The following is a 20,600-nucleotide window of genomic DNA, read 5'->3' as shown; positions in this document are numbered from 1 at the left end:
TATTTTAACACAAGCTAGCAGAAAGTGAAATTAATTTAAGGAAATAGTCTATAAGGAAAAGGAATCTTAAGAAATAGGGCAATTTGTCCTCTTGCAAAAATGACTGGGATTATCTACGATTAGGATAAAGAAGGAAAAATAAGCGATTAAAGTTAGGAGCAAGGCAAATGTACGGCTTGATCAATCAACCAGCGGTCTTCATGACGGAAGACGACCTCAAATCCAGAAGAGATGAACTTTTATACGGCTGGGCTGTCAAGGCAACCGGGAAAAAGGAAGACTTTTGGTACGTAACCAGTCATTACGGCTATAAGGGCTACGTGCCAAAGGCCGCGGTAACTCCAGTTAGCCTGAAAGAAATCAAGGCGCGGGAGGTCAAAATCATCCGGCGGCCAGTAATTGACGTTCTGGCTGAGCCCAAGGTTTCAGCCGACATTCTGTTGACGGTTTATAAGGGCAGCCTGCTTAACGTGATGGATGAGCTTGTGGACGGCTATTACAAGGTTAAGCTCTTGGACGGACGAAGCGGCTGGGTTTCCAAGACGGCCTTGGCAAAGCGGCTGGATGAAGATGACTTCTTGTGGTCAGCAGATCCGGAATACTTTTTGCTTCAAGCCAAGCCGGATGAAGAAAGCTTCAGAAAGCAGGTAACGGAGACCGCCAAGGAGTACTTGGGCTACCAGTACCGGTGGGCGGGCAAGAGCCCCTTGGGGATCGACTGCTCGGGCCTAGTCTTCATGAGCTATATGCTAAACGGGGTCCTGCTCTGGCGGGACGCGGAAATCAAAGAAGCCTGGCCGGTGCACGAGATTGAGTTTGAAGACCTGCGGCCGGGGGACTTGATTTATTTCTCAGGACATATTGCCATGTACCTGGGCCACGGCAAGTACATTAACTCAACTGGCTATAAGGAGCACTTCGGGGTAGCCATCAGCAGCCTTCGTAAGGAAGACCCTAACTACCGAGCCGACCTCTTCCAGATGATCGAGAAGTGCGGCTCCCTGTTTTAAGAGGAATGAACTGGTCCCAATTGCTTATGCTATAATCGAGTAAATGAAGTACTTGGCTGGGATTGGGGCAGGCCTGGTCAGCATCAGTATTTTTGACTATTTAGCGCCAAAAAAGACTTAGCGTTGATAACAAATAAGTGCAAAAAAATAGTGGACCTTCCATCTGAGGAAGTTCCACTATTTTTTTGTCTTACTTGCTAAAGCCGTCAGGATGCTTTTGGTGCCAGTTCCAAGCGCTGGCGATGATGTCGTCGACATTTTCGTACTTCGGACTCCAGCCCAGCACCTTCCGGGCCTTGCTTGAGTCAGCAACGAGTGAGTCCGGGTCACCGCCGCGGCGTGGCCCGATAGTATAAGGAATGTCAACGCCGGTAACCTTGATGGCGGCCTTCAGGATTTCCAAGTTGGAGAAGCCGGTGGCCGTACCCAGGTTGAAGACGTCGCTTTGGTTAGTTTCCATCAAGTGCTTCAAAGCCAGGACGTGGGCGTCGATCAAGTCAACCACGTGCACGTAGTCGCGGACGTTAGTACCATCCTTGGTGTCGTAGTCGTCGCCAAAAATAGTAAAGTCACCGCCGCCAGCCAGGGCAGCCTTCATGATGTTAGGAATCAAGTGGGTTTCTGGATGGTGGTCTTCACCGATTGATCCGTCCAGGGAAGCACCCGCCACGTTGAAGTAACGCAGGGCGATGGACTTGATCCCGTTAGCCTTGTCAGCCCAGTGCATGATCTTTTCCATCATCATCTTGGTTTCCCCGTAAGGGTTGATTGGGTTAAGCGGAGTTTCTTCAGTGATTGGCAGCTTTTCAGGGATGCCGTAAGTCGCAGCGCTGGATGAGAAGACCAGGTACTTAACCCCGGTTTCTTCCATGGCTTCCAGCAGGCTGATCATGCCGGATACATTGTTCTTGTAGTACTTCAGCGGCTTCTTGACTGATTCGCCGACCAAAGAGTAAGCAGCAAAGTGCATTACGGCTTCGATCTTTTCCTTCTTCAAGACGTCAGTTACCGCATCCTTGTCCAAAAGGTCAACTTGGTAAAACTTGGCCTTTGGGTCAATAGCTTCCTTGTGACCAGTGAACAGTGAGTCCAAAACGACTACGTCATTGCCATCGGCAACCAGCCGTCTTACAGCGTGGGAGCCGATGTAGCCAGCACCACCTACAACTAAAATTTTCATGTTTACTCCTTTTTTATACTTTTTTGCAAAACCTAACTGATACCTAGTATAACAGAAAATGCTTTCCCCGGCTGAAGCAATTACAGGGCAATCGCCTTGTTGGCCTTGGCCAAAAGACTGGCCGGAATCGCCTGGTGCAGGTGCCAGACAAAGGAAACCGGCCGCTCGCCTGCACTTGAAACATAATCCGCGTTGCCTAAGAAAGTGTAAGCTGCTGTATAATTTCCCTGCTTTTTAAACTCTCTGACAAAAAGAGAAATCAGATTGCCGGTCTCACCCTGGTGGATATAGCGCTGGATCTTCGGACTGGCTGGCCGGTCCTGGCTCTGGCTCTGCCAGTGGAAAAGCTGGGCATTGATGGCATAGTCCTCATACATGGTTGACGGGGAGAAGTCTTTTTCACTCTTGTTCAGATTAATAAGGAAGATATCCGTCTTTTTATCAGCGAAGTACTTGACCCCCTCCCGGAATTCCGGGGACTGGTCCTGGTTGAAGTAGTCAAAGGCCGCCATGATCTGGTTGACATTGTAGTGGCAGTGGACTTCCAAGGGACAGGTGAAGGGGTATTCGTTAGCTTCCGGCAAAACGGTCAACTGGCTCAGCCGGTAGCGGAGGACTTCCATTAATTCCTCTTTGACGAAGTCTTCCTTTAAAAAGTCCCTAATCCCTTCATGCAGGTCCTTAAAGCCCAGTTGGGCCGGCTTTTTCTTGTAGAAGCTGTAGTAGAGCATCCCCAGCATCAAGCGTTCAGTCTCATTACTTGCCTCTTTTGGCGTCTTTAGGTAAGCCAGCCAGTAGTCCAGGAGCCTTTTGGAATCGATGTGGAAAAAGCTACTGAACTTCTGGTAGACCTGGTTTTCCACATCCCGGTCGTCAGTAATCAGTCCGGCCCATTTTTTCAAACGGAAAAGTGAACGTGACCCGCTGGCGTGGTAGAAGTCATAAAGACTCATGTCATAAGCCTTGAGGAAGTTGGCCAAGTTTAATTCCAGGCCCGTGTCTTCGCTAAAAGTCTTCACGCGCTGGGTCAAGCCCTTTTTGTTAGCCGTGTTCTGGCCAAGGTTGTCCAGGATGTACTTTTTGGCAACGGGCTCAAGCTCCAGATAGCAGGCTGCCGGCAGGTGCGGGAAGCCATCTCTGATTTCATATGGCAGGGCATGGCCTGGTCCGGTCAGGGCCTTGAACTTGGCCTCATAGTTATAGTGGCGGTTGGCCTGGCCGATGAAGTCCAGGACTGTCAAGCAATCCTTGCCCGGGCTGAAGCGGAGACCCCGGCCCAGTTGCTGGAGGAAGATGGTCGGGCTCTGGGTTGGCCGTAGAAAGAGGATGGTGTTGACGGCTGGGATGTCGACTCCTTCGTTATAGAGGTCAACGACAAAAATAAACTTGAGCTTGCCGGAGGTCAAATCCTCCTTAGCCTGCTGGCGGTCAGCCTGGGCAGTCTGGCCAGACAAAGCAGCGGAAGGGATGCCGGCCTGATTGAAGGCAGCGGCCATGAACTCGGCGTGCTTGACGCTGACGCAGAAGCCTAAGCCCTTGATGTCTTCCAAATTGTTGCTGTACTTGTCCAGGCTGCGCAAAATCAACTTGGCCCGGGCGTCGTTAGCCGTATAGACATTTTCCAGTTCGCTGACCTCGTATTGGCCCCGGCTCCATTTCATGCCGGAGTAGTCAACATTGTCGGTGACCCCGAAATACTGGAAGGGGCAGAGGAGCTGGCGGTCGATAGCCTCGCCTAACAGCATTTCGGCGGCAATATTGCCGTCAAAGTACTGCAAGATATCCTGTCCGTCCATCCGGTCAGGGGTCGCGGTCAGGCCCAGAAGGATCTTGGGCTTGAAGTGGCTGAGCAGCTTTTGGTAGGACTTGGCCGCGGCGTGGTGGAATTCGTCGATGATGATGAAGTCGTAGTAGTCGCTTGGCAAGAGGTCAGCCATTTTTTCTGAGTTAAAGGACTGGATGGAGACGAAAAGCTGGCTGATATCATCAGTCTTGTACTGGCCGACCAGTAAGTGGCCGAAGTTGAAGTCGTTGAGGACCTCGCGGAACTTTTGCAGACTCTGCTCCAGGATTTCCTGCCGGTGAGCGACGAAGAGGAGGCGGGCATGGGGATGCTCTGCCAAGTAGCGCTTGAAGTCAAAGGCGGCGATAACGGTTTTCCCCACCCCGGTGGCGGCAACGAGGAGATTTTTATAATGGCCGTAAACTTCCCGCTCAGCCTGCAGCCGGTCCAGGATCTCCTGCTGGTAGTTGTAGGGCCGGATGCTGGTTTCCAGGTGGAAGGTGTTTGCCTTATGCCGGTTGAGTTCTATCTGCAGTTTCTTCCGGCAGTCTTCCTGATCCGGGTCAAAAGTTTCAAAAGAGGGGTCGTTCCAGTAGCTTTCAAAGGAAACGGCAAATTTATTGACGATGTCAAAAGACTCCTGCTCAGTAACCTTGACATTCCATTCCAGGCCCGTGGTCAAGGCAGCGCTGGAGAGGTTGGAGGAACCGATGTAGGCGGTGGAGAAGCCAGTCTCTCTTTTAAAAAGATAGGATTTGGCATGCAGGCGGGCGTGGTCGGTCTCGTAGTTGATCTTGACTGTAGTGTTGGGCAGCTGGCTCAAGGTCAGGATAGCCTTGTAGTCAGTTGCCTGGGTATAGGTTGTCGCGATCACCCGCAGCTGGTGGCCGGCTTTTTGGCAAAAAGCCTCCAAATCTCCTAAAAGGGGGCGGATGGCCGACCACTTAATAAAGGAAACGAGCAAGTCGACCTGGTCAGAAGAGGCGATTTCCTTCTTGATTTCGCTGAGCATGCTGGGCTCATTTTTACTGCCGGTAAAAAGGGCATTCTCCACTATGGAAGTCTGGGGCCGGATGGGGGTAATCTTCTGGGACTGGGTCAGCTTGTGGTAGATGGAGGTCAGGACTTCGCCTTGTTCCAGGATCTGCAGGTCTTCGTAGTCGGCTTCGCCGGTATGCTGGGCGACCTGGTCGACGATGGAGTTGGCCAGGCGGATCTGGGCGATGAGGGCAGCCTTGTCTTCACCGGACTTGAAGCTGTCGCGGAGGTAGTGCAGGCCCGACCGGATGACCTGGGAGAGGTAGATGGTCAAGAGATGGCGGGAGTCATCAGCGTTTAGCTGTTCCAGTTGATAATTCCTGGTTTTTGGGTCGATTTTTTCCAGCTGGTCCAGGATTTCTTGGTTAAGGATTTGTTCATAAATACCGTCTTTCAGCATGCTTTTCCTGCTTTCTGAAGTGTTTTGCCTTAATTGTATCAGGTTCGGGGAAATTTGCTAAATTATGTCTTTTTGTTATTGCTCTCACAAAAAAGACTATGATATGCTTATAGCAAGATTTTTTACTAAGGGGGAAAAATGATGAAGAATTACATGCAACATCTTAAAGAGCGGGCCATTAGCGCTTATCCGCCTAAGACCAGCCGGCTGTGGAGTATCTGTATTGCAGCCGCGGTCATCATTGGCCTGCTGCTGAGCCATTTTGGCCAGGCCAAGTTTGGGGCTTCGCTTGCTGATTTCGCCCTGCTTTGCGGGATTGACTTGTTAGGAGTGACTTTTGCCAAGCACGGGGTCAATATTTTTCTGGCCTACTTACTGGCGGCGGCCTTGTATTTTGCGGTTTCTGTCTTATTGACTTTTTACATCATGTCATCCAACAATTTATAAGAAAGCAAAAGGAGCTGACTTCTAGTTAAGAAGCAGCTCCTTTCTTATTTAGTCGAATTGATCCAGTGAAAACCAGCCCCGATGAGCCAGATGGCGCCTCCTAAAATAAAGAGGACCCAGCTGGTGGACCAGCGGCCGGTCGCGATGCTGGCCAGCAGGTAGACAGCAATGACGATAGTCCAGTAGATGCTGTTGATCCTGCCCAGGCGCTTAGTGTTCGGCCGGTCCATCTCTTCGCCTGGTTCGATGGTCTGCCCTTCTTGCTTGCCGTCTTTCAGCAGGTAGTCAGCTGACACGTCGTATAAAACCGTCAGTTTGGCGATGTATGATATGTCGGGCACGCTGTCGCCGTTTTCCCAGCTGGCCACCTTGGCTTGTGTGGTCATTAATTTTTCCGCTAATTCTTTTTGGCTTAAGCCATTCTTCTTGCGCAGGTCGCGCAGCTTGCTTGGAAGCATCATGTTTTTCCCCCTCATCAATCTCTCTTCGATAATATTATAGCCTCTAGCCAGCTTAAAAGCTCGCGGGGAAAGAAAAAGTTCCCGCGTCAGCAGGAACTTGAAAAGTCATTAATCTAATTTGTCAGCCAGGTCGGTCAGCTTGGCAAATTCGCGCTGAACTAGGAAGGAGACGCAGAGGGCCAGGCCGGCCAGGATGATGAAGGCGGCCAAGGTCACGTAGTAGCTCTTCAAAACTTCGTGGGTGAAGGAGAGCAGGAGCGGGCCAACCATGCCGGCTGCCGCCCAGGCAGTCAAGATGGAGCCGTGGATGGCGCCGAGTTCTTTAGTGCCAAAGACGTCGCCCAGGTAAGCCGGAATAACTGAGAAGCCGGCCCCGTAGCACGACATCAAAAGGCTGAGGGCTACAGCGAAGATGAATGGTGAGTGGGTGAAGATCAAGATCACGAACATGGCCATGTCAACGACAAAGATCAAGCTGTAGGTCAAAGGCCGGCCAATGTAGTCGGACAAGGTTGCCCAAACCAGCCGGCCAAAGCCGTTGAAGAGGCCGATGATGCCGACCATGACAGCGGCAGTAGCCGCGCTCATCCCAGTCAGTTCCTGGGCCATTGGTGAAGCAGCGGAGACCAGGGAGATCCCGCAGGTGATGCTGATAAAGAACATGAACCAGAGCAGGTAGAAGGCCTTGGCCTTCAGTGCTTGGTTGGCCGTCATTTGCAGGCCGCCAGTCAAGGAAACAGCTTCCTTGTCTTCACTCTTGAAGTTGGCCAGATCTTCAGTAGTTGGCCGCTTAATAAACTGGGCAGATACGATCATAATCAAGAAGTAGCCGGCACCCAAGATGTAGAAGGTATTGGACAAGCCAACGCTTGACATCAGGAATTGGGCGACCGGGCTGGTTAAAAGAGCGGCAAATCCGAAGCCCATGATGGCCAGGCCAGTAGCCAAACCCCGTCTATCCGGGAACCACTTGATGATGGTTGAGATCGGGGTGACGTAGCCGGCACCCAGGCCCAGACCAGCGATGACGCCGTATGAAGCGTACAAGAGCCAGAGCTGCTGGCTTTGAACAGCCAGGCCAGTCAAGGCGATCCCGCTCCCGTAAAGGATGGCGGAAACAGTCCCAGTCAAGGTCGGGCCGAATTTTTCGACCAGGCGGCCCATGAAAGCCGCGGACATCCCCAAGAAGAAGATGGCCAAACTAAATGCAAATGCAACTGATGATTCGCTCCAGCCGGTCTGTGCCGCGATTGGCTTAGTGTAGACGCTCCAAGCGTATACTGAGCCGATCATCAGATGCAGCATGACCCCCGCCAAAGCAACAATGTAACGATTAGTCTTCATTGTTCAGATATTCTCCTTATAAATCTTTGGACTTTGTAACAATACACGAACAATATTATTAAATAGGGTCAATATCATTCGATGTGTTAAGGATATCATGTCAGCAATGTAAGGGCAAGGCAAAATTTTTAAGATCTTGAGTTGGAACCGCTAACCATACTACTAGATCTAGGGTTGTTTTTTGCAAAAGAGTTACCGGTAACATGACCGGAAAAAAGTGAAAGCGCTTAGGAAAACGGCTAAGATAGAAGGGTGAGAAAAAACGGCCACAGGCCAAGGAGGAAAAAATGGCTAGCGATACCAAGATTGACTTGCGCAAGCAAATGATTTACAGCATTTTTGTCAGAAACTACTCGCCAGAGGGCAACTTCGAAGGGGTTCGGAAGGATTTGAACCGGATCAAGGACTTGGGGACGGACATCATCTGGCTTTTGCCGATCCAGCCGTCAGGCAAAGAGAAGCGGAAGGGGAGCCTGGGTTCACCCTACGCAATTTCCGACTACCGGGCTATCAACCCGGAATACGGGACTATGGAGGACTTCAAGCGCCTGTGCGATGACGTTCACGCCAAGGGGATGAAGATCATCATCGACTGCGTCTACAACCACACTTCCCCAGACTCAGTCCTGGCTAAGGAGCACTCGGACTGGTTCTACCACAAGAAGGATGGCAGCTTTGGCAACAAGGTGGGCGACTGGAGCGACGTTATCGACTTAGACTACAGCCACAAGGACCTCTGGAAGTACCAGGCAGAGACTTTGGTCATGTGGGCCAAGTATGTGGACGGTTTCCGCTGCGACGTGGCCCCGATGGTGCCGGTGGACTTTTGGAAGTATGCCAGAGAAGAAGTGGCTAAGGTGCGGCCAGGGGCTATTTGGCTGGCTGAATCTGGTGCCCCGGACTTTATCCGCTTCTTGAGAAGCAAGGAGGCAGTCGGTGGGTCAGATTCTGAGCTCTATCAGGCTTTTGACATGACCTATGATTATGACATCTACCCAGATTTGCGGGCAGCACTGCTGGGGCAAAAGGATCTGACTGACTACCTGGCTGGCCTGAACCGGCAAGAAGGGGTCTACCCGGAAAACTATGTCAAGGCGCACTTTTTGGAAAATCATGACGTGGTCCGGGCGCACGGGATGATCGATGATCCGGCGGCCTTGCGGGCAATGACGGCCTTCATCTACTTCATGAAGGGGGCTATGCTGGCCTACAATGGGGAAGAAAAGGGGGATGCCCACCACGTGACCCTGTTTGATAATGACCCGGTTGACTGGAACGGCGATATTGATTTGACGGACCTCTTAAAGAAGATGCATGAAATCAAGCAGCTGCCAATCATGGCTGAGGGCAGCTATGAGGCTAAAGAGGTCAGAAAGGGTGTCTTGGAAGCTGTCCACAGCCTGGGTGAAGGTGGAGAAGAAGAGCAGTTGATCGGCTTGTTTAATACGACCGGCAAGAAGCAGGCGATTCCGACCCAGCTGCCAGAGGGGATCTACAAGAACCTTTATGATGGCAGCAGCGTCCAGGTTTATGAAGGAGTCATGCGGATCGGCGAGATTACCATTATTGAGAAATAAGGGCTGAGAAAGCAGTCTGAGGGAGACAGATTTTTTGCGAAAATTGGCGAATTTTTTTTTGACAAAAGCAGATTGTTTGCTATAATGAAAGAGTTGATAAATTGCCAATTTAGCTCAGTTGGTAGAGCATCTCCCTCGTAAAGAGAAGGTCATTGGTTCGATTCCAATAATTGGCACTCAGAGTATCAAAGAAGTCCGCTGCAAGAAGGCAGCGGACTTTTTTGCGCCAAAATTTGGCACGAAATGATTTTACCCTGGCATTTAGTGATGTTCTGATTTTTGCCCTTGTTGCTGGTTGATGACTGCTACTACTCAACTAATACTTGGCTGACCACCTGGCAGAATCTGCTAAAGGCGGGGCTTATGAGGAGACAGTAAACAAGGGTGCGGTAGGGATGCACAAGCAGTATAAATCCAAAGCTTGTGACCCGGGCAATTAGCAAGGCAGTAGATGCTTAAGCCAAATTGTCTCAGACCGGTGAAGCAACTGACAAGTTCCGTGCTCTGTCAGTCCTCGGCCTCGGCGTAATGGCCCTGACCGCCCTGCTTGGTCTCGCAATCGACAAGAAGCGCAAGAACTAGCCTCTTTCTTTAAAAAGCTAACCGCTTTTTACGACATGATTCTTTTAATAAAAGATCATGTCTTTTTTCGCCTTTTTCCTATTTTTTCGCGGACTTTACACATTTAGGATTGACAAAAAGCCTTTAAAGCATAACTATGTAATTTAAGAAAGGGCAGGGTGATAAAAATGACCGACTACAACAATGAATACGACAACGACTACCTGGAAGATCTGGAGATTGACCCCAGTGAAATCCTGGACTATAGCATCTCTGAAAAACTTGCTGGCTTATGCGGGGAGGAAAAAGCTGCCTTCTGGCGCTCCTTCTACCAGCAGGCCCGGCAGCTGCACCGCCTCTTTATCACTAGTGCTGACCTCCGGGAAAACTTTGACGTCGATGTCATCTATAACCGCCGCAACCAAGACGCGGTCTACCAAGCCATCCCTGCTGGCTGTAAAAAAGAGGAAAGCTGCCTGCTTCTGCAAGGGGTGATCGATGACTACACTTTCTCAGAAGACGACACCCTGGAAAGCCGCCAGTCCCTCTTTATCCCCGATAACGAATCTACCTTCGTTTACGAGCTGAACACTGACGACGGCCTAATCAACCTCTTCGCCTTGACCTACCAGCAGAATAGCCACGCCCTGGATGCCCTCGGCTTTAACTTGAAGCACCACCAGCAGATTCACCATGCCGGTGAACTTGATTACTAATTTATAGGAGGGAAAAATGCGTAAGGATCCAAAACTTTTCCAGCACGGCACCCTAGTCATGCTGGTCGCTGGCCTCTTTGACGCTTTGACGGGACCATCGAAGCCTTATCCGGTGACGTCAAAACGCCCTTTGCCTGAGTCCACTTTGACCCAAAAAGTCCTGGCCAAAAGGTGAGCGGCTTCTCTTTGCCGGAACTTGAAGCCTATCTGAAAGGGCAGGGGATGGGGAATATTCTCTACGCCGTCAAACTCACCGGCCGCTTTGCCAAAATGAAGACCACTCCTACCACCCACGTGACCTCTACGAAAGCAACCCAGTCATGAAGAAGACGGTTGACGCCTTGATTGACGGGACGATTCCTTGCTGCGTCAGCGAAGGCCGGGCCCTGTATAATGACTTCCTGAAGGACAACGAAGAATTCTTGGTTCTGGCTGACTTTGAAGCCTACTTGAAGGCCTAGAAGCTGGTTGAAAAGGTTGTGACTGTTAAAAAGTATTAATTTCATCCAGTACTAAATAGTAATATTTCTTATCAATTCCTGATATAATGCCGGTATCAAAAGATTGGAAGGAAGAAACGATGAGCGAATACATGTCCATATCAAAAGCAGCTGAATATCTTAATGTTGCTAAGTCAACTCTCCGCAATTGGGAAGCTGAGGGACTGATTACGCCGCTTAGAACTGCCTCCAATCAACGTCGCTACACTAAAGAAATGCTAGATGAGCTTCTGCAAGGCAATATGAAAGCAGCTAAGCCTAAGAAGCTGCTGACCATCGGCTATTGCCGGGTTTCTTCTTGCCATCAAAAAGAAGATCTACAAAGGCAGAAGGACGTAGTGTCCAGATATTGCGAAGTCAATGGCTATCAGCTTAAGATCATTCAAGACGTTGGATCTAGTCTCAACTATAAGAAAAAGGGCCTGACAGAGCTGATCAACATGATCTGCAAGAAGCAGTGTGAGCGAGTCGTGGTAAATTACCAAGACAGGCTTGTCCGTTTTGGCTTTGAAATGATTGAGACAATCTGTCAGGCAAACGATGTAGAGCTGGTTGTCATCAATCAGACAGACAACGTTGATCCAAATTCAGAACTTGTAGAAGATGTTTTATCTATAATCACTGTTTTCTCAGCTAAGCTGTATGGAAAGAGGTCGCATCAGAATGCAAGAGTCATCCAAGAAAGCAAAAAGCTCTTCAGTCAAGCAGACAGTGAAAAAGACTCAGCCCAAGACAGTTAGAGTCTACTCCAAAAAGATAAGCGATGAAGAATTTGCCAGAATGTCCGACTTTTTTGAAAGATACGGCAGATGCCGGCATTTCTTTTTGAACCGCTACTGCGGCATCAAGTCGATGCTAGCGGTTAATAACTGGCAGGCTCTGCGCAACCAAGTTCGCAAGTGGGACAAGCCGGTTAAAGGCTCAAAAGGCAAGCTAGAAACAGTCTACAACTTTCAGACCAAGCACTGGGTAGGCGCTCTCCGTGAAGCATGTGCCAACATAAAAAGCATGTGGTCGAATCTGGCTAACCGTTTGAAGAAACTGATTCAAGGAAATGAAAATCTTTCTGCAGATCAGCGCCACCTTCTGTTCTTTATTTTGAAATTTAAAAGCGCATGGCAAGCCGTTCTTCTTCACAAGCCAATTGAGCTTCCATAAGAATACACTGAAGCTTTGACTGAAATAGAAGCTAAACTGACGGATAAGCAAATCAAGCAAGCGCACAGCTACCTGCGCCGGATTACGTACCGCTACCACTACCGGGCACGGAAGTCGGGCAAGCTTGGCTCTAGCATGAATTGTGACTTGAATTGGGCATTTGAAGGAAATACTTTTTCATTCAGTTCAGACGTGCCTAGAAAGCAGTTTTCTGTGGAGATGACCAGCCCGTGGAGTTATCCACGCACCGGCGATATCACAGTCGTGCTTGACCGCATCAAGCAGCGCCTTGAAGTTCATAAGCTGATCTCTAGCAAGCGTTACAGCAATGATTCAAAGAAGGCGATCGGCATTGACAAGGGGCTTGCCACCCTGCTTTCCTGCAACAGCTGCAATGAATATGGTAAAAACTTCAGCAAGCTTGCCAATGCCATCGTTGACAAATACGGCAAGCGAAACGCAAATCGCCAGCCATATATGAGTTTGCGCTGGCAACTCAATCAGCAGCTTGAGCAACTGGAGAAAAAGGACAAGCCTTTGTCCAAGACAGCTTCGAAGAAGAAAATAAAACTGCTTGGCAAGCTTAAGAATCTGGAGCAGAACAATATCGGTAGAAAGTCGTATGAAAAGAGCTACCGCTCAGCTCATGAAACTGTCAGAAGATTTATCAACCATGCGATAAACAGGATGATTGAGAAAGAGCATCCGGCGGTCATTGCCAAGGAAGACTTGACGTTCGTAAAAGAAAAAGGCGTCAAATCAGATAACAGCAGATTCGCAAGCGCTTGAATTCATGGACTAAGGGCCAACTGGATGAACGTATTGAATATCTTTCAAGCAAGAATTCGATTGAAACTCATGATGTCAATCCAGCATATACTTCTCAGTACTGTCCGATCTGCGGGCAGCATTTTGAGGAAAGATACGGCAGTCATCATGAACTGACTAGATGCAAGAAATGCGGCGAGATGAATGCGAACATCGCCGCAGCCAAAAACATATTGAGTAGATTAACTGACGAAGAAATCACGCTTTACACGCCTTACAAGCGAGTTAAGGAAATTCTTGCCAGTCGGATAAAAGAAGCATAAGGCAAGTAATACTACAAAGTTGAAGGCTCTAGCATGTAAGGGCAGTCAGCTTTAACGAACTCAGTTCGGGGTATTAAAATCGCGGCTTGACTGCTTCGAGAAGGCATCACGATATGCTTGCCTGCTTTTTGCGGGCAAGATGCCTTTCCGACTGCCATGCTAAAAGTTTTCCAGTGGGGCAGATAAAAAGCTATTGGATAATGCCATTTGGCGTTATTTGACAGCCAACCGTACTCACTGACCTTAACTTCAAAAGGTTAAAAATCTGATTTCTTTTGCCAAGTTGAATCTACTCATAGATTTAACTAGAAAGGAATATCAGAAAAACTTACCAATATTGATGTGATTATCAAGATTTAGTAAGTTTTATGATTCGGAACTGGTCATTTACTGCTACAACAAGACCGACCAGGATATGATCCTGGACGCGGGAAAATTTCAAACATATTGCCTGCCAGAGAAGATTGGAGAGCTGGTAAGTGATATACTGGATCAAGAAAGGGTAGCTCAGAAGGCTTATCTGTTGAAGACATTTAAGCTAGACAGGAATGAAAAGGAATAAAAAGGAGTATATCTAATATGGACGCAAAAGAAATTTTTGAACAATGGAAACAAGCCGCCCTGCCGGAAGACCTGGCTGAACAAATGGCTGAATTAGGCGGCGACGAAAAGTGGATCGAAGACGCCTTTGGCCAGGACATCAACTTTGGGACTGCCGGGATGCGGGGGCTCCTGGAACCAGGGACCAACCGGATCAACGTCTTCACGGTCGGCCGGGTAACTGAAGGTTTGGCCCGCTTGATCGACGAAAACGGCGAAGAAGCCAAGAAGCGGGGCGTGGTAATTTCCTTTGACTCCCGCTACAACTCCCGCGAACTGGCTACTCATGCTGCCCGCGTTTTGGGGGCTCACGGCATTCACGTCTACCTCTTTGACGACCTACGTCCAACGCCGGAACTGTCCTTCGCTGTCCGCTACCTGCACACCTTTGCCGGGATCAACATCACTGCTTCCCACAACGCCAAGCAGTACAACGGCTACAAGGCTTACGGCGAAGACGGTGCCCAAATGGGGCCGGAAAACGCTGACCGCCTCTTTGTTTACGCGCAAAAGGTTGAAGATATCTTCAGCGTTAAGGCAGCTCCAGTCAAGAAGCTGCGCGCTGAAGGCACTTTGCAGCTGATCGGCGAAGATGTCGACGAAGCCTACCTGGCCAAGTTGGAAACGGTCAACGTCAACAAGGACATGATCAAGGAAAACGCCGACAAGCTGAAGATTATTTACACTCCGCTGCACGGGACGGGTAAGATGCTTTACGACCGCGCCTTCAGACGCGGCGGCTTCAGCAACGTTGTTCCAGTGCCAAGTCAGGCGATTGTGGACCCAGAATTCCCGACTTGCACGAAGCCTAACCCGGAATTCCGTGACGTCTTCAACCCAGGCGTGGAACTGGCCAACGAAATCGGCGCTGACATGATCGTGGCTACCGACCCGGACGCTGACCGGATGGGAGCCTGCGTAAGAACTGACAAGGGCGACTTCCAAGTTTTGACTGGGAACCAAATCGCTACTTTGATGTCTTACTACCTCCTGCAAAACTTGAAGGACTCAGGCAAGCTGACTCCGGACTACGAAATCGTTACTTCAATCGTATCCAGTGCCTTGCCATTCAAGATTGCCAAGGACTTCGGCATCAAGACCAAGTCAGTTCTGACTGGCTTCAAGTATATCGGTGAAGAAGTCGACCGGATGAACAAGGAAGGGGACGGCAAGTTCCTGATGGGCTTTGAAGAAAGCTACGGCTACCTCTTCCAAGCCTTCGCCCGCGACAAGGACGCCATGCAAGGGGCCTTGATGTTCGCCGAAGTTGCCAGCTACTACGCTTCCAAGGGCATGACTGTCTTTGACGGCCTGCAGGAAATCTGGAAGAAGTACGGCGTTGCTTATGAAATCACCCGGGCTATCGAAATGCCAGGGATCGGCGGGCAAAAGAAGATGGCTGAATTGATGAGCAAGCTGAGAGAAGAACACCTCAGTGAAATCAACGGGGCCAAGGTCTTGAAGATCGAAGACTACCAAGAACAAGTTACTGTCGAAAACGGCGAAGAAACTCCATTGACTGGCTTCCCGAAGTCAAACGTCTTGAAGTACTTCCTGGATGACGAAACTTGGGTAGCCCTGCGGCCATCTGGTACTGAACCAGTAATCAAGGCTTATGTCGGCGTTAACAAGGCTGACATCGCAACTGCTGAAAAGGCAGCTGAAAGCTACCAAGACGCTATTAGCGAATTGCTGAAGTAATTTTAAAACAACAAATAAAGAAGCACCGCGAACGCGATGCTTCTTTTTTGTGCTTGTGTGCTGTTAAGAATTATAGGCTCTTACTTGTCCCCGAAGGTGACGCCCATGAGGCGGGCGTTGCTTACGGCCTTGCCGTTCGGGTCAACGTACTTGAGCTTGCCGGCCGTGTCTTCCAGGGCGATAGAGTCGACTTCACTGTGCTTCAAGACAACCAGACGGCCGAAAGACCGGTTCATGATCAAGCGGGCCCCTTCAATCCCGAAGCGGGTTGAGATTTGCCGGTCGTAAGCATCTGGCTGGCCGCCCCGTTGAGCATGGCCGATGACCGCCGTTCTGATTTCAGCGTCTGGCAAAACTTCCTGCAATTGGGCAGCGATTTCTTTAACCACGCTGGCACCGTTTCTAGCGGCAACCTTAGCCTTGTACTTCTTCTTGGGCAGGGTGGCGTCTTCCTTGGAAATTGCCCCTTCAGCGGCGGCAATGACCGTGAAGCCCTTGCCAGACTTTTGTCTTTTCTTGACCTTCTTGGCCACGACATTGATGTCATAAGGGATTTCCGGCAAAAGGATAATGTCGCTGCCGGCAGCCAGGCCAGCGGCCAGGGTGATGTGGCCAACCTTGTGGCCCATGACTTCGACGACGAAGACCCGGGAGTGGCTTCGAGCAGTAGTGTGGATTTCATCCAGGTATCTGGTGGCAATATCAACGGCGCTTTGGAAACCGAAGGTGTAGTCAGTTCCCCAAGTGTCGTTGTCGATGGTCTTTGGCAGGCCGATCACGTTCAAGCCTTCTTGGGCCAGCATGTTGGCTGACTTAAGTGACCCGTTGCCGCCCAAAACAGCCAAAGCATCCAGGTTGAGCTTCTTGTAGGTCTTCTTCATGGCAGCTACCTTGTCAAAGCCGTCAACGATGACCCGCATTTCCTTGAATGGCTGGCGGGAAGTGCCCAGAATCGTCCCGCCTTCGTTGATGATGCCGGAGAAGTCCCGCGGCTTCATCTTGACGTAGTCTTCATGCATCAAGCCGTAGTAGCCCCGCTTGAAACCGATGATTTCCACGTCATCGACACAGTTGTAAAGGGTCTTGGCCAATCCCCGCATGGTCGCGTTGAGCGCCTGGCAGTCGCCGCCGCTCGTCAAAATACCAACTCGTAAAGTCATGATTAAATTCCTCCTCGTGCTAAACAGTTCTCTAAAACTGGGCTTAATTTAAATCTTAGTCGTGTACCTGCCAAGATGCAAGCAGATTTTTAAATCTAATTGAAAAAAACATGAATATATTGTCAAATGAAAATTAGCAAAGGAAAAGCAGCCCGGGCAGGGCTGCTTCATAGTAGTTTTGATTAGTAAGCAGTTAAAGCAATCAAGTTGTCGCCGTGCTTGACGTCAGTTGCTTCAACCCGGGCCACTTCATTGTATGAAGGGGTGTTGGTGATGACAACCATGACAGTGGTGTCGTAGCCGGCAGCCTTGACGGCATCCAGGTCGACTTCGCCGATCTTGTCGCCCTTTTCAATGTGCTGGCCTTGAGTGACCAGGGACTTGAAGTGCTGGCCGTTCAAGTTGACCGTGTCCAGACCGATGTGGATCAGGACTTCGGCACCGTTGTCAGACTTAAGCCCGTAAGCGTGGCCAGTCTTGTAAGCAACGGAAACAGTACCGGTAACTGGAGCGTAGACATTGCCGTCACTAGGAATGATGGCTGCCCCGTTACCCATGAGCTTTTGGGAGAAGACTTCGTCATTTACGGCTGATAGGTCTTCAGAAATGCCGTCTACAGGTGCCAGAACTACTTCGTCTTCCAAACCAGCAGTCTTGGCAGCTTCAACTTGCTGTTCAGCTTCAACTTCAGTTGAAGCGCTGAAGCCAGTTTCGCCTTCAACGCTGGCAACTTCTTCCTTCAAGTGGCCCTTGCCCCAGAAGAAAGTCAAGGCGAAGGCAATAGCGAAGGAAACAAGTTCACAGACAACGTACATTGGGATGGTCTTCGGGTAGATGGACAGGAAGCCCAGGAAACCGGCAGAACCAAGGGATGCGGCTTCAACGTGCAGGAGACCTGCAAGGGCTGAAGCAACACCGGACCCGATCAGGGCGCAGAAGAATGGGAAGCGGTACTTCAAGTTAACCCCGAAGAGGGCTGGTTCGGTGATCCCCAGGAGGGCAGAAACACCGGCTGATGAAGACAGACCCTTCACCTTTTCGTTCTTAGTCAAGAACCAGATAGCGAAGGTTGCGGCACCTTGAGCAACGTTGGCCATGGAAGCAACAACGAAGATAAAGTCGCCCGCACCCTTGCCGGCAGTGAAGGCAGCCAGCAATTGGGTTTCGATGGCCGGGAAGCTTTGGTGCAAACCAGTCATAACGATGGCTGAGTAGCAAAGACCGAACAGACCCATGCCGATGAAGCCAGCAGTGTCATACAGCCATACGAAGCCGTTGGTGATCCAGTTAGAAACGGTCTGCATCACTGGCCCGACGATGGCGAAAGTTAGGAAGCCAGTGATCATGATTGACAGAAGCGGGGTGAAAGTAAAGTCGACCGCGCTTGGCAGGGCCTTGTGCAGCTTCTTTTCCAAGAAGGCTAAGATCCAGATAGCTGCCAGGACTGGAATAACTTGGTATTGGTAGTTGGTTTGCGCTACGTGCAAGCCGAAGATGTTCCAGTAGTGAGTTGCACCAGCCAGCTGCGGGGTGGTCATGATCAAGCCCATTGCAGCCCCGAGGAATTGGTTGGCGCCAAACCGCTTAGCGGCGGAAATACCGACCAGAACCGGCAGGAACATGAATGGGGCAGCTGACATCAGTTGGATCATGTCAGACAGGCCCTTGATGGCTGGGTTGATTTGGACCAGGGACTTAGGCCCGAACAGGCCAGGACTGGTAAAGAAGTTGTTCAAGGCCATCAGCAAACCACCCGCAACCAGGGCTGGGATGATTGGCACGAAGATGTCACTCAAAAGCTTGATGAAGGCCATGACAGGGTTGACCTTCTTGCCGCTGGCGGCGATCTTCTTCAAGTCGTCGGTAGAAACTTCGGACAGGCCGGTTTGCTTGATCAATTCGTTGTAGACGTTGTCAACGTCACCGGGCCCGATGATAACTTGGTATTGGCCGTCAGTCTTGAAGGTACCCTTAACGTCGGGATCCTTGTCCAAGGCTGCTTGGTCGATCTTGGTATCGTCTTTTAAGACTAAACGCAGACGAGTCGCACAGTGGGCAGCGGCTACCAGGTTGTCTTCACCTACGGCAGCGATCACCCGCTTGGCAACTGCATTGTAATTCATTGCCACGAGAAACACTCTCCTTATTTTCTGAAAACGCTTTTCTTTAATTCACTTAACAATAATATCTGTTTCTGGCAAATGTGTCAATCGTTTGGCAGAGAATATTTTATAAAAGTTCTGTTAACTCAAAAAGAGCCTGTTAACCGTTTGACATGTTAGCGCTTCAACCCTAAAATAGAAGATGATAAAAGCTTAATTATCCAGATTTTTTTGCCTGGGAACAATCTGGCAAATAAAGATAAAAGGTTACTAAAGAAGAGATTAGTGATTAAGCGGAGGTTGCTTAATATGGAATGGACAAGAGAAAAAAGATATCTTCCTTATGAGAAATGGGATGTCAAGACTTTGCTTGAGCTGCAGAGCCAGGCAGCCCGGTCAGACTACCAATTGCACTACCACATCCGGCCAACTTCTGGTTTATTGAACGACCCTAACGGCTTTTCCTACTATAATGGCCGCTGGCAGGTCTTCTACCAGGCTTACCCATTTGGGGCAGTGCATGGTTTGAAGTCTTGGGTGCACTTGACCAGTTCCGACCTGGTTCACTGGGAAAACCTGGGCGAAGCTGTTTATCCTGACACCCCGCTGGACAGCCATGGGGCCTATTCCGGTTCAGCCAAGGCAATTGGCGACAAGCTTTTTCTGATGTACACGGGCAATGTCCGCGACGAAAACTGGGTTCGCCATTCTTACCAGGTTGGGGCCTGGATGGACGAAGAGGGAAAGGTGACCAAGCTGGAGACGCCTCTGATCAACTCGCCAGAGCATGTGACTGAGCACTTCCGTGACCCGCAGATTTTAGAGCACGATGGCAAGTACTACGCTATTCTGGGTGCCCAGGACAAGGAGACCAAGGCCGGCAAGATCAGCCTTTACAAGGCAGATGCTGTAACGGGTCCATGGCAGGACCTGGGCTATGTTGACCTGCCAGACATGGGCTACATGATTGAATGCCCGAACCTGGTCTTTGTTGACGGCAAGCCGGTCTTCATCTTCTGCCCGCAGGGTTTGGACAAGAACGTGACCGACTACCAGAATGTCTACCCAAACATGTACTGGGTTGGGGAAAGCTTTGACTTTGAAACCGGTCACTTCGAGACCAAGCAGAAGGCCCCGATCAACCTGGACGGGGGTTTTGACGTCTACGCTACTCAGGCCTTCAACGCGCCAGATGGCTATGCTTACGCTATCAGCTGGGTTGGCCTGCCGGATATGACTTACCCAAGTGATAAGGAAGGCTGGGCTAACTGCTTGAGCCAGGTCAAGCGCTTGGCTTTAAAGCACGGCCGCTTGCTTCAAAAGCCGGTCAAGGCCATGAAGAGCCTGAGAGGAGTCGAAGAAGACTTCACAGGTGACCTGGCCTTTGATGTTGGCGCGCAAAGCGAACTGAAGCTGACTATTAAGCAGGGGCAGAAGGGCAAGCTGCTTTTGGCGGCAGACAGTGAAGGTAAGAACTGCATCAAGCTCAGCTTCAAGACCGGCAAGCACGCCCGCTTAATGGTTGACCGGGGTGAATGCGGCCAGGCCGTGAACCCGGACTACGGGACTAGCCGGACGGTGAAATTGCCAGACGGGGAAGACCTGGACCTGCGGATCTTTGTGGACCACTCCCTCTTTGAAATTTTTGTCAATGGCGGCGAAGAAGTCATTACGGGGAGATTCTTCCCTCAAAATGGACAAACTTTTGTTAAGATGGATAGCGGTGTTGACTACCAGGCCAAGACTTGGCGGTTAAAGGATATGTAGGAGA

At 50.2% G+C, this 20,600-nt stretch carries 14 protein-coding genes, 1 tRNA gene and 2 pseudogenes; 11 read left to right on the top strand and 6 right to left on the bottom strand.

Annotated elements, in window-relative coordinates:
- Positions 1–167: 167 nt before the first annotated feature.
- The gene (locus LJ046_RS09485) at positions 168–1,010 is read left to right on the top strand and encodes a C40 family peptidase (protein ID WP_002880096.1); all 843 of its coding nucleotides are present in this window, start codon (positions 168–170) and stop codon (positions 1,008–1,010) included.
- 190 nt (positions 1,011–1,200) lie between these two features.
- Here the strand turns inward: LJ046_RS09485 and galE are convergent, their stop codons facing one another.
- Together galE and LJ046_RS09475 are read right to left on the bottom strand one after the other, a co-directional pair.
- Positions 1,201–2,190, bottom strand: a complete 990-nt coding sequence (gene galE / locus LJ046_RS09480; RefSeq protein WP_002880098.1) for a UDP-glucose 4-epimerase GalE — start codon at positions 2,188–2,190, stop codon at positions 1,201–1,203.
- An 80-nt stretch (positions 2,191–2,270) separates the two neighbouring features.
- Positions 2,271–5,411, bottom strand: a complete 3,141-nt coding sequence (locus tag LJ046_RS09475) for a DUF3427 domain-containing protein (protein ID WP_002880099.1) — start codon at positions 5,409–5,411, stop codon at positions 2,271–2,273.
- Positions 5,412–5,549: 138 nt separating this feature from the next.
- On the opposite strand from LJ046_RS09475, the gene LJ046_RS09470 reads away from it, so the two are divergent.
- The gene (locus LJ046_RS09470) at positions 5,550–5,858 is read left to right on the top strand and encodes a hypothetical protein (RefSeq protein ID WP_035176861.1); all 309 of its coding nucleotides are present in this window, start codon (positions 5,550–5,552) and stop codon (positions 5,856–5,858) included.
- Positions 5,859–5,902: 44 nt separating this feature from the next.
- Here LJ046_RS09470 and LJ046_RS09465 read toward each other — a convergent pair whose 3' ends face one another.
- Both LJ046_RS09465 and LJ046_RS09460 read right to left on the bottom strand, forming a co-directional pair.
- On the bottom strand, positions 5,903–6,319 hold the full coding sequence (locus LJ046_RS09465) for a helix-turn-helix domain-containing protein (RefSeq protein ID WP_002880102.1): 417 nt from the start codon (positions 6,317–6,319) through the stop codon (positions 5,903–5,905).
- 108 nt (positions 6,320–6,427) lie between these two features.
- Positions 6,428–7,663, bottom strand: a complete 1,236-nt coding sequence (locus LJ046_RS09460; protein ID WP_002880103.1) for an L-lactate MFS transporter — start codon at positions 7,661–7,663, stop codon at positions 6,428–6,430.
- Positions 7,664–7,950: 287 nt separating this feature from the next.
- Here LJ046_RS09460 and LJ046_RS09455 point away from each other — a divergent pair, with 287 nt between their 5' ends.
- The 8 genes and pseudogenes from LJ046_RS09455 (at position 7,951) to LJ046_RS09420 (ending at position 15,567) form a co-directional block, all read left to right on the top strand.
- Positions 7,951–9,240: an alpha-amylase family glycosyl hydrolase gene (locus tag LJ046_RS09455; protein WP_002880104.1), complete on the top strand. Its 1,290-nt coding sequence runs from the start codon at positions 7,951–7,953 to the stop codon at positions 9,238–9,240.
- A gap of 103 nt (positions 9,241–9,343) precedes the next feature.
- Positions 9,344–9,416, top strand: a tRNA-Thr gene (locus LJ046_RS09450).
- Between the two features lie 573 nt (positions 9,417–9,989).
- Positions 9,990–10,517: a hypothetical protein gene (locus LJ046_RS09445; protein ID WP_002880108.1), complete on the top strand. Its 528-nt coding sequence runs from the start codon at positions 9,990–9,992 to the stop codon at positions 10,515–10,517.
- Positions 10,518–10,533: 16 nt separating this feature from the next.
- Complete coding sequence (locus LJ046_RS10105) at positions 10,534–10,692, top strand: hypothetical protein (protein WP_002880109.1); 159 nt, start codon at positions 10,534–10,536, stop codon at positions 10,690–10,692.
- 100 nt (positions 10,693–10,792) lie between these two features.
- Positions 10,793–10,975: pseudogene (locus tag LJ046_RS09440) on the top strand (glycogen/starch/alpha-glucan phosphorylase); the annotation flags it as partial.
- 122 nt (positions 10,976–11,097) lie between these two features.
- On the top strand, positions 11,098–11,757 hold the full coding sequence (locus LJ046_RS09435) for an IS607 family transposase (protein WP_072557678.1): 660 nt from the start codon (positions 11,098–11,100) through the stop codon (positions 11,755–11,757).
- A 40-nt stretch (positions 11,758–11,797) separates the two neighbouring features.
- A pseudogene (locus LJ046_RS09430) lies at positions 11,798–13,266 on the top strand (RNA-guided endonuclease TnpB family protein).
- Between the two features lie 579 nt (positions 13,267–13,845).
- Positions 13,846–15,567: a phospho-sugar mutase gene (locus LJ046_RS09420; RefSeq protein WP_002878832.1), complete on the top strand. Its 1,722-nt coding sequence runs from the start codon at positions 13,846–13,848 to the stop codon at positions 15,565–15,567.
- An 80-nt stretch (positions 15,568–15,647) separates the two neighbouring features.
- Here LJ046_RS09420 and LJ046_RS09415 read toward each other — a convergent pair whose 3' ends face one another.
- A complete protein-coding gene (locus LJ046_RS09415) occupies positions 15,648–16,727 on the bottom strand; it encodes a 6-phosphofructokinase (RefSeq protein WP_002878833.1) in 1,080 nt (359 codons plus the stop codon).
- A 182-nt stretch (positions 16,728–16,909) separates the two neighbouring features.
- Positions 16,910–18,850 carry a sucrose-specific PTS transporter subunit IIBC gene (locus tag LJ046_RS09410; RefSeq protein ID WP_002878834.1) on the bottom strand — a complete coding sequence of 647 codons (1,941 nt, stop codon included), beginning with the start codon at positions 18,848–18,850 and terminating at the stop codon, positions 16,910–16,912.
- Between the two features lie 288 nt (positions 18,851–19,138).
- Here LJ046_RS09410 and LJ046_RS09405 point away from each other — a divergent pair, with 288 nt between their 5' ends.
- On the top strand, positions 19,139–20,596 hold the full coding sequence (locus tag LJ046_RS09405; RefSeq protein ID WP_002878835.1) for a sucrose-6-phosphate hydrolase: 1,458 nt from the start codon (positions 19,139–19,141) through the stop codon (positions 20,594–20,596).
- Positions 20,597–20,600: the final 4 nt, after the last annotated feature.

Source organism: Lactobacillus delbrueckii subsp. jakobsenii ZN7a-9 = DSM 26046 (assembly GCF_001888925.1).
GTDB lineage: Bacteria > Bacillota > Bacilli > Lactobacillales > Lactobacillaceae > Lactobacillus > Lactobacillus delbrueckii.
Note: the sequence above shows the minus strand (reverse complement) of the source record. Positions and strands in the feature narration are given on the sequence as shown.